Annotated in this window: 14 protein-coding genes; 9 read left to right on the forward strand and 5 right to left on the reverse strand. The window is 66.6% G+C overall.

Annotated elements, in window-relative coordinates; genetic code table 11:
- Positions 1–213 precede the first annotated feature (213 nt).
- A complete protein-coding gene (locus ACRYLO_RS15450) occupies positions 214–1107 on the forward strand; it encodes a CE1 family esterase (RefSeq protein ID WP_482660974.1) in 894 nt (297 codons plus the stop codon).
- Positions 1108–1141: 34 nt separating this feature from the next.
- Here ACRYLO_RS15450 and ACRYLO_RS15455 read toward each other — a convergent pair whose 3' ends face one another.
- The gene (locus tag ACRYLO_RS15455; RefSeq protein ID WP_482660975.1) at positions 1142–2068 is read right to left on the reverse strand and encodes an ABC transporter ATP-binding protein; all 927 of its coding nucleotides are present in this window, start codon (positions 2066–2068) and stop codon (positions 1142–1144) included.
- Positions 2069–2168: 100 nt separating this feature from the next.
- Between ACRYLO_RS15455 and ACRYLO_RS15460 the strand changes: the two genes are divergently transcribed.
- Genes ACRYLO_RS15460 through tldD form a run of 3 tightly spaced genes read left to right on the forward strand, consistent with a single transcriptional unit; the run spans position 2169 to position 4200 of the window.
- Positions 2169–2477 carry a hypothetical protein gene (locus ACRYLO_RS15460; protein ID WP_482660976.1) on the forward strand — a complete coding sequence of 103 codons (309 nt, stop codon included), beginning with the start codon at positions 2169–2171 and terminating at the stop codon, positions 2475–2477.
- Positions 2478–2532: 55 nt separating this feature from the next.
- The gene (locus tag ACRYLO_RS15465) at positions 2533–2763 is read left to right on the forward strand and encodes a zinc-finger domain-containing protein (protein ID WP_294015742.1); all 231 of its coding nucleotides are present in this window, start codon (positions 2533–2535) and stop codon (positions 2761–2763) included.
- Positions 2764–2781: 18 nt separating this feature from the next.
- Complete coding sequence (tldD, locus tag ACRYLO_RS15470; protein WP_482660977.1) at positions 2782–4200, forward strand: metalloprotease TldD; 1419 nt, start codon at positions 2782–2784, stop codon at positions 4198–4200.
- Here tldD and ACRYLO_RS15475 read toward each other — a convergent pair.
- Positions 4197–4871, reverse strand: a complete 675-nt coding sequence (locus tag ACRYLO_RS15475) for an HAD family hydrolase (RefSeq protein WP_482660978.1) — start codon at positions 4869–4871, stop codon at positions 4197–4199. The genes tldD and ACRYLO_RS15475 overlap by 4 nt on opposite strands.
- Positions 4868–5536, reverse strand: coding sequence for a YggS family pyridoxal phosphate-dependent enzyme (locus ACRYLO_RS15480; protein ID WP_482660979.1), 669 nt, complete (start codon positions 5534–5536; stop codon positions 4868–4870). Before ACRYLO_RS15480 ends, ACRYLO_RS15475 begins: the two co-directional genes overlap by 4 nt.
- A 70-nt stretch (positions 5537–5606) precedes the next feature.
- Between ACRYLO_RS15480 and ACRYLO_RS15485 the strand changes: the two genes are divergently transcribed.
- Positions 5607–6083 carry a thiamine phosphate synthase gene (locus tag ACRYLO_RS15485; RefSeq protein WP_482660980.1) on the forward strand — a complete coding sequence of 159 codons (477 nt, stop codon included), beginning with the start codon at positions 5607–5609 and terminating at the stop codon, positions 6081–6083.
- Between the two features lie 14 nt (positions 6084–6097).
- Here the strand turns inward: ACRYLO_RS15485 and ACRYLO_RS15490 are convergent, their stop codons facing one another.
- On the reverse strand, positions 6098–6817 hold the full coding sequence (locus tag ACRYLO_RS15490; RefSeq protein WP_482660981.1) for a hypothetical protein: 720 nt from the start codon (positions 6815–6817) through the stop codon (positions 6098–6100).
- A 187-nt stretch (positions 6818–7004) separates the two neighbouring features.
- On the opposite strand from ACRYLO_RS15490, the gene ACRYLO_RS15495 reads away from it, so the two are divergent.
- The 4 genes from ACRYLO_RS15495 to holA are packed head-to-tail and all read left to right on the forward strand — an operon-like array spanning position 7005 to position 11534.
- Positions 7005–7442 carry a DUF3576 domain-containing protein gene (locus ACRYLO_RS15495; RefSeq protein WP_294015754.1) on the forward strand — a complete coding sequence of 146 codons (438 nt, stop codon included), beginning with the start codon at positions 7005–7007 and terminating at the stop codon, positions 7440–7442.
- A 45-nt stretch (positions 7443–7487) separates the two neighbouring features.
- A complete protein-coding gene (gene leuS / locus ACRYLO_RS15500) occupies positions 7488–9998 on the forward strand; it encodes a leucine--tRNA ligase (RefSeq protein WP_482660982.1) in 2511 nt (836 codons plus the stop codon).
- A complete protein-coding gene (gene lptE / locus ACRYLO_RS15505) occupies positions 9995–10501 on the forward strand; it encodes an LPS assembly lipoprotein LptE (RefSeq protein ID WP_482660983.1) in 507 nt (168 codons plus the stop codon). The genes leuS and lptE overlap by 4 nt, the downstream gene beginning before the upstream one ends.
- Before the next feature lie 13 nt (positions 10502–10514).
- On the forward strand, positions 10515–11534 hold the full coding sequence (gene holA, locus ACRYLO_RS15510) for a DNA polymerase III subunit delta (RefSeq protein WP_482660984.1): 1020 nt from the start codon (positions 10515–10517) through the stop codon (positions 11532–11534).
- 8 nt (positions 11535–11542) lie between these two features.
- Here the strand turns inward: holA and ACRYLO_RS15515 are convergent, their stop codons facing one another.
- On the reverse strand, positions 11543–11932 hold the full coding sequence (locus ACRYLO_RS15515) for a hypothetical protein (protein ID WP_482660985.1): 390 nt from the start codon (positions 11930–11932) through the stop codon (positions 11543–11545).
- Positions 11933–12290 lie beyond the last annotated feature (358 nt).

Genomic DNA, 12290 nt, shown 5'->3' on the forward strand with positions numbered 1-12290 from the left:
GCCGCTATGCGACAAAGCGCGGGGAAATCAAACCGCGCGGAACTTCGCCGCGCCCCCACCCCTTATTGTCACCCCGGCCTTGTGCCGGGGTCCACCGCGCGGCAAGCGTGGGACAAGAGGCTCCAGTCCCGGACGCGCGGCACCGTGGACCTCGGCACAAGGCCGGGGTGACCAGCGTTCGGGAAACTGGGCCACCCAGTCTGGAGACCAAGTTTGCGCCTGATCCTCGCCGCCGCCGCTGCCCTGTTCGCCGCGACTGTGCCCACATTCGCCGCCCCGGGCTGTCCCGTCGCCGCCGGCACCACGGCGCGCGTGACGGTTGGCGATACCGGACGCAGCCTGCTCCTCCATGTCCCGGCGAATGCCAAACCAGGCCGCCTCCCGCTCGTCTTCGCGCTGCACGGCAGCGGCGGCGACGGCGCGGCGATCCTCGCGCAATCGAAGCTGGAGGGGAGCAGCGACCGCCACGGCTTCCTCGTCGCCGCACCCGATGCCGGCATTCCGGTCGAGCGTGGCTTTGTCTGGAACATCCCCGGCGTTCCGACCGTCACTGGCAAGGTGCCGGGGCCGGGCGATGCCGATGACGTGATGTTTCTCAAGACCGCGATCGACTGGCTGGCCGCCAGCGGCTGCGCCAACACCAAGCGCGTCTATGCCACCGGCCTGTCAGGCGGCGGACGGATGACGTCATGGCTGGGCTGCGTCGCGTCCGACCGCTTCGCCGCGATCGCCCCGGTCGTGGGCCTGCGCGCGGGCAACCCGCTGGCGAGCGACAAGACCCGCCCCGACCCCGCCACCTGCACGCCCAAGAACCCGATACCGGTGATCGCCTTTGCGGGCGATGCCGATGGCACCAACCCGGTGCAGGGCGGCGGCGCGGGCTATTGGCAGTACACGATGGAGGCCGCCGAAGCGCGCTGGGCCGCACTCAACGGCTGCACCGCCGGCCCGCTGCGCCGCGACCTCGCTGCCAATCTCTACGAACGCCTCCACACCCAATGCCGCGCGCAGGCCGAAGTTACCGCCCATATCCTGCGCGGCGGCGGTCACGTCTGGACCGCAGACAATGACGCGATGTGGCGCTTCTTCGCGCGCTACCGGCGTTAGGGTCTCAGCGCCCCCCCTATCGTCTGCGAGTGGATCAGGCCGCGTTCGCGGCGCGGGTGAGACTCAGGAACACGTCTTCAAGGTCTGCCTCGCGCGTGCTGACATCGACGATGCCGAACCCCGCCGCCTGCACCGCACCCAGTACTTCGCCGGCATTCGCACGGTCCTTGCGATAGGTGATCACCAGCGTCCGCTCGCCCTTCGCCTCGATCTTCTGGAAACAGCCATTGGCGGGGAGGTCGATGATGTCGCGATCGACCACGACCTCGACCGCCTTTTCCTGAGTCTTGCCAACCAGCTCGCGGGTCGGCTCATTCGCGATGAGCTTGCCATGGTTGATGATCGCGATGCGATCGCACAGCTGCTCGGCCTCCTCCAGATAATGGGTGGTCAGCACCACCGTCACGCCCTGCTCATTGAGCGTACGGACATAGGCCCAGAGCTGCTGGCGCAACTCGATATCGACGCCTGCGGTCGGCTCGTCGAGCACCAGCACGGGCGGTGAATGCACCATCGCCTTCGCCACCATCAACCGCCGCTTCATGCCGCCCGACAGCGTCCGCGAATAGGCACGCGCCTTGTCCTCCAGATGCACCGCGCGCAGCAGCTCCATCGACCGCCGCTCCGCCTTGGGTACGCCATATAGACCAGCCTGGATCTCCAGCGTTTCGACCGGTGTGAAGAACGGGTCGAACATGATCTCCTGATTGACGATCCCGATCGCGCGCTTGGCGTTGCGCGGGCTGGCGTCGATGTCGAACCCCCAGATGCGCGCCGTGCCGCCGGTCTTGTTGACGAGGCCTGCCAGAATGTTGATCAGCGTCGACTTGCCCGCGCCGTTCGGCCCCAGCAGCCCGAAAATCTGCCCGCGCGGCACGGTAAAGCTCACCCCGTCCAGCGCCTGCTTGCCGCCAGAATAGACCTTGGAAAGGCCGTCGATCTCGATCGCCGCGTCGCTCATGCCGGGGAAGTGGGACGGTATGGGGCGATTGGCAAGCGAAAGACGTTGCCAAGACCAGACGCACGGCACAGGCTGAGCCGCCATCAGGGGAGGAACACCGGTGCTCATCACATACGCACTCGCGCTCGCAATGCTTCAGGCCACACCGACGCCTGCCGATCAGGCCGACGCAAAATGCGTGTTCGCGATGACAATGCTGGGCGAAACTGCGTCGGCTACCGACAAGTCGGGACTCGACATGACGATGAGCTTCTTCCTCGGCAAGATCGTCGGACGCAGCGGTGCCGCCATGCTTGGCCCGGCGATGGAGGCGGTGGCGGAGTCGATGCAAGCGGGCGGCGTAGCGGGCGCGGCCAAGCTCGCCGAACGCTGTGCGGACGAGTTCGAGCGCGCCACCGGGACAATGTGAGCGTCGCTGCACGCCGAGATTGCTCGCGCGCCCGCGCTTTGCTAACCGCACTCCCATGATCGCGCCGCCCGAAGTCACCCGCGTCACCACCGCCCGCGTCGCCTGTGACGGCGCGCATGCGGGTATCCCCGCCGCGCTCGGTCATCCGCGCGTGTTTTTGCAGATCGACGAGCATGGCTATGTCGATTGCGGCTATTGCGACCGCCGCTTCGTGCTGATCGGGGGCCCCGCCGATGGCGCCGACCAGAGCGATTTGCCCGACATCGCGTCTGGCGCGAGCGTTTAAGCACTCTATATTTCGGGGATGTACAGCGATCCCCGAGGTTTCCTCTACCGCGACGGCTTCGATGCCGACGCCGCCCAGCGCCTGACCGCATCGATCCTCGCCAGGGCCGAGGATGGCGAGCTCTATCTGCAATATCGCAAGACAGAGGCGTTCGGCTTCGACGACGGGCGGCTCAAGACCGCGTCGTACAACACCGATTCGGGCTTCGGCCTGCGCGCGGTGAGCGGCGAGACCACCGCTTTTGCCCATGCCAATGAGATCAGCGACGCCGCGATCCGCCGCGCGGGCGAGACGATGGCGCTGATCGATCCGGCAACCGGCCCCAAGGCCGCGGCCCCGGTCGGCACCAACCGCCACCTCTACACCGACGCCGACCCGCTCGATCTGGTCCCCTTCGCCGACAAGGTGAATCTGTGCCAGACGATCGACGCCGCCGCCCGCGCCCGCGACCCGCGCGTGGTGCAGGTTTCGGTCAGCCTGCTCGGATCATGGAGCGTGGTCGAGATCGTCCGTCCCGACGGCTTTATCGCCTCCGACATCCGCCCGCTGGTGCGCCTCAACGTAAGCATCGTGGTCGAATCCAACGGGCGGCGTGAGACGGGCAGCTTCGGCACCGGCGGCCGCGCGCTCTATGACCGGCTGATGCAGCCCGAGACGTGGAATCGCGCGATCGACGAGGCACTCGCACAGGCGCTGGTCAATCTTGACGCGGTCGATGCGCCGGCGGGCGAAATGACCGTGCTGCTCGGCCCCGGCTGGCCCGGCATCCTGCTGCACGAGGCGATCGGCCATGGCCTTGAGGGCGATTTCAACCGCAAGGGGACCAGCGCATTTTCCGGTCGCATCGGCGAGCGCGTTGCCGCGCCCGGCGTCACCGTGGTCGATGACGGGTCGATCACCGACCGCCGCGGATCGCTGTCGATCGACGATGAGGGCACGCCGACGCGCGAAACGGTGCTGATCGAGGACGGTATCCTGCGCGGCTATATGCAGGATCGCATGAACGCGCGGCTGATGGGCGTCGAACCGACCGGCAATGGGCGACGCGAATCGTTCCAGCACGCCCCGATGCCGCGCATGACCAACACCTTTATGCGCGGGGGCAAGGACGATCCCGCCGAACTGCTGAGCCGAGTCAAGAAGGGCATTTTCGCCAAGAGCTTTGGCGGCGGTCAGGTCGACATCGTGTCGGGCAAGTTCGTGTTCAGCTGCACCGAAGCCTACAAGATCGAGAACGGCAAGTTGGGCGCCCCGATCAAGGGGGCGACCTTGATCGGCGACGGGCCGACCAGCCTGACCCGGGTTATCGGGATCGGCAATGATTTCGCGCTCGATGAGGGCATCGGCATGTGCGGCAAGGGTGGGCAGTCGGTGCCAGCCGGCGTGGGTCAGCCGACGCTGTTGCTCGACGGACTGACCGTCGGCGGGACGGCTTAAGCCAGCAACCGCGCGACTTCGGTGAAGTCGTGCGCGATGTCGTGGACACCAATGGCGCGCAGTCGGGCACCATGGTCCGGACCGCAATGATTGCCGGCGCATAGGCCGATCACATGCGCGCCTGACGCCACCGCCCCGGTCGCCCCCACCGGCGAATCCTCGATAATCGCGCAGCGTTCGATGCTCACGCCCAGCTGTGCGGCGGCGTGGAGATAGATATCCGGCGCGGGCTTGCCCCGCGCGACATGCTCGCGGCCGCTGAAGATTCGTCCGTCAAACGCGTCGCGGATGCCAAGATGGTCGAGATGCGTTCCGATCCAGTGGCTGTTGCTCGACGAAGCGATGGCGCGTGGCAGATCGTCGGGCAGCGCGCGGACGAAGGTGATCGCCCCGGCGACCTCGGCAACGCCCTCGGCCAGCGCACGGCGATTCTCCGCCTCGCGCGCATCGTGGAAGTCCTCGGGCAGGGAACGCCCGATCCAGCTCTCGATCGCTTCGATGAACTCGCGCCCGGCAAGGCCCATGAAGTTCGCCATCGACTCTTCCGGGCTGGTCGGGTGACCGATCGCGGTCAGATAGTCCGCGATGTGCCGGTTGCCCTCGAATTCGCTCTCGAGCAGGACGCCGTCAAAGTCGAAGATCAGCGCGTCGAACCGGACCGACAGGCTCATGCGCGTGCTCCGAACAACGCGGTGCCGACGCGGACATGGGTCGCGCCGATCGTCACCGCGACCTCGAAATCGTCCGACATGCCGATGCTGAGCCCCGCCAGCCCCGCCTCACGCGCCAGCTTGGCGAGCAGCGCGAAATAGGGTGCCGAATCGACGCCGACCGGCGGCACCGCCATCAGCCCGGCGATCGGCAGGCCCGCTGCTTGTGCCTCTGCCAGCAACGCAAACAGGTCTGCGACCGCGACGCCGCCCTTTTGCGGTTCGTCGCCGATATTGACCTGGATGAAACAATCGGGGCGTTTGCCACTCTCCCCCATCGCTTTGGCGAGCGCGGCGACCAGCGACGGGCGGTCGACCGAATGGATCGCATCGAACAGCGCCACCGCGTCCGCCGCCTTGTTCGACTGAAGCTGGCCGACCAGATGCAGGCGGATGTCCGGGGTCGCGGCCTTGAGCGCGGGCCATTTGGCCGCCGCCTCCTGCACGCGATTTTCGCCGAACACACGCTGCCCCGCATCGATAAGCGGCTGGATCGCGGCGGCGTCATGCGTCTTGGACACGGCAATCAGCGTGACCGCATCCGCACGGCGCCCCGCCGTCGCGGCGGCGCGGGCAAGGCGGGCGTTGATATCGGAAAGGCGAGACGAAGCGGTTTCGGCAGACATATGCCGCGCTATAGGTGGCGCGATGTCGCGCCGCCACCCCCACCCCTCCGCTTTGCCGCGCCGCTGGCTGATGACGGACGAGCGCTTGGGCGACGCGCTATGGGCAGCGATCGAAGCGCTGCCGCGCGGATCGGGGATCATCTTCCGCCATTATGCGACCCCGCCCCAGGCGCGACAGGCGCTGTTTGAACGGGTGCGCAGGCGTGCGCGACGCAAGCGGCTGATGCTGGTCGTGGCGGGGCCCCCGGTCGCGCGCGGACCCATGCTGCGCCATGGTCGGAGCCGTGCCGCGCTGACCGCGCCGGTGCATTCGCGGGTCGAGGCGATTGCGGCAGCGCGGGCCGGTGCTGCGCTGTTGTTCGTATCGCCGGTTTACCCCACGCGCTCGCATCCCGGCGCATCGGCGCTGGGTCCGGCGCGATTTGGCTTGATGATTCGCGGGCTCAAGCTGCCAGTGATCGCGCTCGGCGGGATGAATGAGCGCCGCTGGCGCGCGCTCAGCCCGCTCGGCGCGCATGGATGGGCGGGGATCGATGCCTGGGCCTAGCCCGACATCACCGGTCAGAAGCGGATGGCCGTTCCGACATAGACCGCCTGGCTGTCGCGGCGGTCATCCTTCAGCTGCGGCAAGCGATCCTTCTCGCTGTTGTACCGCACGCCCGCAGTCACATCGAGATTACGGGTGATCGAATAGGCGCCGCCGACATCGATCGAATAATTGGGATCGACCGTCAGCAGGCGCGGACCACGCTCGGCCGGCTTCTCGCTGGTCGCCTTGATCCGCCCCGACGCGCGCTTGCCGGTGTAGCTGAGGCCCAGATCCATCTTCTGGTTGCTGCCCGGCTGCCCCGCCAGATCGAGTTTCGCAAGATCGCCTGAGATCGCAAAGCGCTTCCAGCCCACCGAAACGCCCAGATTATAGGCGATCGGCTGCAACGTCACCGAAGCCGGGGCAGCCGCGCCGCGATCAGCGATCGCAGCCGACGGCCGGGTGGTGCGGGCGCGAACCGCGACGGTCACGCTGCGATTGCTGATCCCGCGCGTGTCGGCGGGCGTGAAGCGAAAGCCACTGCCCGACAGGCCACTGCGCGCCAGCGCTGCTGCAAGGCGCGGGTCGGCCGATGCCGGCGTGAAGGTTCCGATTCCCGCAATCGGGGTCGCCCGCGCAGGCGCAACGCGCTGCGGTGTCCCGGTCTGCGCGAGCAACGCCGGCGCGGCAACGAGCCCGGCGACGCCCAGCGCCCCCAGTCCCAATCCCGCAATGATCCGACGAGTACGCATTGAAACCCCTTATTCGCATTGTGCTCTACCATGATTCGATTGTGATGTTCCACAGGCCGAATCCGATTTTGGCGCAGGTGTTGCTCTAGACGCACAGCATGGGCCGCATCGGCTTGCGCTTGCGGCGCGCGCGCCAACATCTATAGATGCACACCGAGCCGATGAGATTTCCCATAGGATGATGCCGATGAACCGCCAGTTGCGCACCGCGATCCTGGGCAGCGTTGCCCTCACCCTCGCCGCGTGTGGCGGTGGTGGCGATCGCCCGCGCGCCGATCTTGCCGCGTCGAAGGTCACGACGATCGGCGTCAACGCCTATCTGTGGCGGGCGGCGCTCGACACCGTGTCGTTCGCGCCGATCGCGCAGACCGATTCGAACGGCGGTGTGATCGTGACCGACTGGCATGTGAACCCCAACCTCTCGACCGAGCGGATCAAGATCACCGTGGCAATCCTCGACCAGGATCTGCGCGCCGACGCGCTGCGCGTCAGCGTCCAGCGCCAGCAGAATCGCGGTGGTCAGTGGGTCGATGCGCCGGTGGAAGCAGCGACGGTGCAGAAGCTGGAAGACATCATCCTGACCAAGGCCCGCGATCTGCGGCGCGCCGCGATTACCGGGAATTGATCCGGCGGGCCGTTTGCCCGACCGACTGAAGACAAGGAAAGACATGTGTCGCGGTTCAACGCGCTGAACGCCGATTCCGCGTGGCAGAAGGTCTGGGAAGAACGCCGCACCTTCGCCGCGGACGATCATTCGCCCAAGCCCAAATCCTATGTGCTTGAGATGTTTCCCTATCCGTCGGGGCGCATCCATATGGGGCATGTCCGCAACTATACGATGGGCGACGTCCTGACGCGCTATCGGCGGATGAAGGGCATGGAAGTGCTCCACCCGATGGGGTGGGACGCATTCGGCATGCCGGCCGAGAATGCCGCGATGGAAAAGAAGGTCCATCCCGGCGGCTGGACGCGCGACAATATCGCGACGATGCGCGCGCAGCTGAAGCGCCTTGGCCTTGCCATTGACTGGGGTCGCGAACTGGCGACATGCGAGCCGGATTATTACGGCCACGAACAGGCGCTGTTCCTCGATCTCTTCGCTAACGGATTGGTTTACCGCAAGGAATCGACGGTCAACTGGGACCCGGTCGACATGACCGTGCTCGCCAATGAGCAGGTGATCGACGGGCGCGGCTGGCGCTCGGGCGCGCTGGTCGAGAAGAAGAAGCTCAACCAGTGGTTCCTCAAGATCACCGACTTTGCCGACGAGCTGCTCGATGGCCTCGAAACGCTCGACAAATGGCCCGACAAGGTCCGGCTGATGCAGGAAAACTGGATCGGCAAGTCACAGGGGATGCAGTTCCGCTTCAAGATTTCGTCCAGCGATTTCAACGAAGTAGAGGTGTTCACCACGCGGCCCGACACGATTTTCGGGTCGAGTTTCGTGGCGATTGCGGCGGACCATCCGATCGCGCAGGCGCTTGCCGCCAAGGATTCGGCGGTCGCCGAGTTCGTCGCACAGTGTAAGCTCGGCGGGACCACTGCGGCGGAGATCGAGACGCAGGAGAAATTGGGCTTCGACACCGGTATCCGCGCGGCGCATCCCTTTGATTCCACTTGGGAATTGCCGGTCTATATCGCCAATTTCGTGCTGATGGACTATGGCACCGGCGCGGTGTTCGGGGTGCCGGCGCATGACCAGCGCGATTTCGAATTTGCGACCAAATACGGCCTGCCGATCCGGCGCGTCGTCTCAGATGGCGAAAAAACCCAAAGCGAATATGTCGAGGATGAAAGCTTCACCGGCCCCGGCACGCTCGTCAACTCTCACTTCCTGAATGGCATGGATGTCGCCGACGCGAAGCGTGAGGTGATCCGCCGCGCCGAATCCGAAGGCTGGGGCAAGGGAACGACCGTCTGGCGGCTGCGCGATTGGGGCGTGTCGCGCCAGCGTTACTGGGGCACGCCGATCCCGATCGTGCATTGCGAGATTTGCGGCGCGGTGCCGGTGCCCAAGAAGCAGCTGCCCGTCGTGCTGCCCGAAGATGTCAGCTTCGACATCCCCGGCAACCCGCTCGATCGCCATCCGACCTGGAAGCATGTCGATTGCCCGCAATGCGGCAAGCCGGCGCGGCGCGAGACCGATACGCTCGATACCTTCGTCGATTCGAGCTGGTACTTCATCCGCTTCGCCAGCCAGCCGGGCGACAAGCCGTTCGACCGCGCGGTGGCCGAGCAGTGGCTGCCGGTGAATCAATATATCGGCGGGGTCGAGCATGCGATCCTGCATTTGCTCTATGCCCGCTTCTGGACGCGCGCGCTCAAGCGGATCGGGATGATCGACATCGCCGAGCCATTCGAGGGGCTGTTCACCCAGGGCATGGTGACGCATGAAACCTACAAGTCCGCCGATGGCCGCTGGCTGTCGCCGGGTGAGGTGGTACGCAGCAACGACGCGCTGGTCGAGGTCGAGGGCGGTGGCCCCGTCACCGTCGGCCGCATCGAGAAGATGTCCAAGTCCAAGAAGAACACGGTCGATCCCGAACCGATCGTGGACCAGTACGGCGCGGACGCGGTGCGCTGGTTCGTGCTGTCGGATTCGCCGCCCGAGCGCGATCTGGAGTGGACCGAGAACGGAATCGAGGGCGCCTGGCGCTTCGTCCAGCGCTTGTGGCGTCTGTTCGACGGGCTGCAGGCATGGGAGGGCGAGGACAAGAGCCTCGACCGTGTGCTGCACCAGACCATCGCCGGGGTTGCCGCGGATATCGAGGGGCTGCAGTTCAACAAGGCGGTGGCCAAGCTGTACGGCCTGGTCAACGCGATCGAAAAGGCCGCGCCGAGCGCGTCGCGCGCCAACGCGATCCGCACCGCGATCCTGATTGCCGCGCCGATGGTGCCGCATCTGGCGGAGGAAGCCTGGGCCGCGATGGGTAATGACGGCCTGATCGCCGATGCCGAGTGGCCGGCGGTCGACCCGGCCCTGCTGGTCGATGACGAGGTGACGATCGCGATCCAGGTCAATGGCAAGCTGCGCGACACGGTCACCGCGGCCAAGGGCGCGGACAAGGCCGATCTGGAAGCCATGGCCTTGGCAAACGCCAATGTGCAGCGCATTCTGGACGGCGCTACCCCGCGAAAGGTGATCGTCGTGCCCGACCGTCTGGTGAACATCGTCGCATGAAGCGCGCAGCACTCCTGATCGCGCTGGTCGCGGCGAGCACCACGCTGTCGGGCTGCGGGCTGCGTCCGCTCTATGGCGGCGGCGTCGGTGGCCCGGTGCAGACGATGCTGTCGGGGGTCGAGGTTGCGCCGATTCAGGGCGAGGCGGGGTGGCTCGTCTCCAACGCGGTGCGCGACCGGATCGAGGCGACGCGCAGCGGCACGCCCACCTATCGGCTGGAAATCAAGCTGGACGACCGGATCGAGGGTCTGGGCGTGCGCAGCGATGACGTGGTGACGCGCGAGCGGCGGACGTTGCGTGCGCGCTATCAGTTGATCGACCTGGCGACCGGGCAGACGGTGCTCGACGCGACCGCCGGGTCGGACGCGGGCATCGATGTCGCAGGATCGGAATATGCGACGATCGCGGCCGAGCGCAGCGCGCTGGAGCGGCTGTCGGGCATCGTCGCCGACCAGATCGTCGCGCGGCTCGCCCGCTACGCGCGCAGCGCCAAGCCCCAATGAACGCGAAAGCGACGTGAAGGCCAGCGAAGCGCAAATTCGCGCGCGGCTGGACAAGCCCGGCCCCGATATCCGCCTGTTCCTGCTCTACGGCCCCGATGAAGCGGGTGCCAACGACCTCGCCGCACGGCTCGGCCGGGCGATGGGCCCCGATGCCGAGCGCATCGATATCGAGGGCAATGCGCTGAAGGACGATGCCGGGCTGCTCGCGGGCGAGGCGGCCTCGCTGTCGCTGTTCGGCGGGGCGCGCTACATCCGCGTTTCGGGCATCGACGATGGCGGCACCGACGCGGTGCGGATGCTGATCGAGGCGGAGACGACCGGCAATCCGGTAGTTGCGGTCGGCGGCGGCCTCAAGGGCACCGGGCGGCTGCTCAAGCTCGCGCTCGCTGCGCCCAATGTGATGGTCCATGCCTGTTACGTGCCCGACGCGCGCACCGCCGGGCAGCTGGCGACCGGAATTGCGCGCGAACATGGGTTGCGGCTGGTCGGTGGCACGGCGGACCGGCTGGCCGCCATGTCGGGCGGCGACCGCGCCGTATTGGCGCGCGAGATCGAGAAATTGTCGCTGTTCCTCGACGCCGCACCCGATCGACCGCGTGAGGCCGGAATCGAGGCGCTGGATGCGATTGGCGCGGATCTGGGCGAGGCCGAGATGTCGGGCGCGATCGAGGCCGTGGTGGGCGGTCGCCCGGCGGAGATCGGCGTGGAGCTGGCGCGGCTCGACGCGGCGGGGGTGTCGACGATTCCGCTGCTGCGCGGGCTGGTCCGCCGCCTGATGGCGCTGGCCGAGATGCGCGCCGATATCGATCATGGGCTGAGCCCGACCGAGGTGGTCAAGAAGCACCGCGTGTTCTTCAAGGAAGAGGCCGCGACGATCCGCGCGCTGCAACGCTGGAACAGCCCGATGCTGGCGCGCGCCGTGGAACGCGCGCGCGAGGCGGAACGCGCGATGACGCGCGGCGGCGGCAATGCGGGCCAAGTGCTGGCGGATCATGAGCTGGCGGTGCTGGCGCGTGGTGCGGCGCGGGGGTGAGGGCCAGATCAGGGCTGTTGAATCGGCTCCAGACGACTCAAGACCCGACCGTGCCGTTCGCTGTGCGTTTCCGCAAACCCGCGTTCACGCAAAAACTTCTGGAGGCGTGGGTTTGGGTTCGCACAGGTGAGCGCATGGACAATCCACAACACGCTACGATAGCCACGGTCCTTCGCGAACGCAGTCACGAGCTTCCATAGCGATACAAGCACGCCCTCCCCGCCACCGTCAATGTGCGCGAGATTGACGGTGAGGCAATCATCATCCTTGTTGAACTCGGCAAGCACGGTTGCCGATCCGATGCGGAAGGTGATTGGTTGCCCGAATGCGAGCAGAGCATCGAGCTCGTCGCTCGGTAGCGCCCGCAAGGCTGCGGGAGTAAGGCCTTCTATTTTCACGCTGACTATCTGGCTGCGGATCGCGCAGGCAGCAAGTCGGCGCTATCTGTTCGTAACCCCGGACTTGTTCCGGGGGCCACTCGTCCTCGCGCCTGGCGGCTTGAAATTCAAGCTTTGGGCTTGTGTCCCGGTGGACCCCGGCACAGGGCCGGGGTGACGAGGGGGTTGGGGCGGCGTTGGTGGGCCTCCCACTCAGGTTAGGCCAATTCGGGGCAAACAGCCGAACGAAGGCGTGCTGTTCTAACTCCTCTCCCGCTTTCGGGGGATAGAGTTGGGTCACGGTCTTCTTCTTTTCGAAGGCCGTGCCGCGGGCCCGGAAGGAACAAGAAGAAGACCCTCCCCAACCCCCCCGCAAGCG

It is taken from the genome of Sphingomonas sp. SDUR79 (genome assembly GCF_056821745.1).

Bases quoted from the DNA above. Each gene is read 5' to 3' on its own strand.
- ACRYLO_RS15495 (WP_294015754.1), top strand. From the start codon at position 7,005: ATGAACCGCCAGTTGCGCACCGCGATCCTGGGCAGCGTTGCCCTCACC.
- tldD (WP_482660977.1), top strand. From the start codon at position 2,782: ATGTACAGCGATCCCCGAGGTTTCCTCTACCGCGACGGCTTCGATGCC.
- ACRYLO_RS15465 (WP_294015742.1), top strand. From the start codon at position 2,533: ATGATCGCGCCGCCCGAAGTCACCCGCGTCACCACCGCCCGCGTCGCC.
- ACRYLO_RS15480 (WP_482660979.1), bottom strand. From the start codon at position 5,536: ATGTCTGCCGAAACCGCTTCGTCTCGCCTTTCCGATATCAACGCCCGC.
- ACRYLO_RS15490 (WP_482660981.1), bottom strand. From the start codon at position 6,817: ATGCGTACTCGTCGGATCATTGCGGGATTGGGACTGGGGGCGCTGGGC.
- lptE (WP_482660983.1), top strand. From the start codon at position 9,995: ATGAAGCGCGCAGCACTCCTGATCGCGCTGGTCGCGGCGAGCACCACG.
- ACRYLO_RS15475 (WP_482660978.1), bottom strand. From the start codon at position 4,871: ATGAGCCTGTCGGTCCGGTTCGACGCGCTGATCTTCGACTTTGACGGC.
- ACRYLO_RS15485 (WP_482660980.1), top strand. From the start codon at position 5,607: ATGACGGACGAGCGCTTGGGCGACGCGCTATGGGCAGCGATCGAAGCG.
- ACRYLO_RS15455 (WP_482660975.1), bottom strand. From the start codon at position 2,068: ATGAGCGACGCGGCGATCGAGATCGACGGCCTTTCCAAGGTCTATTCT.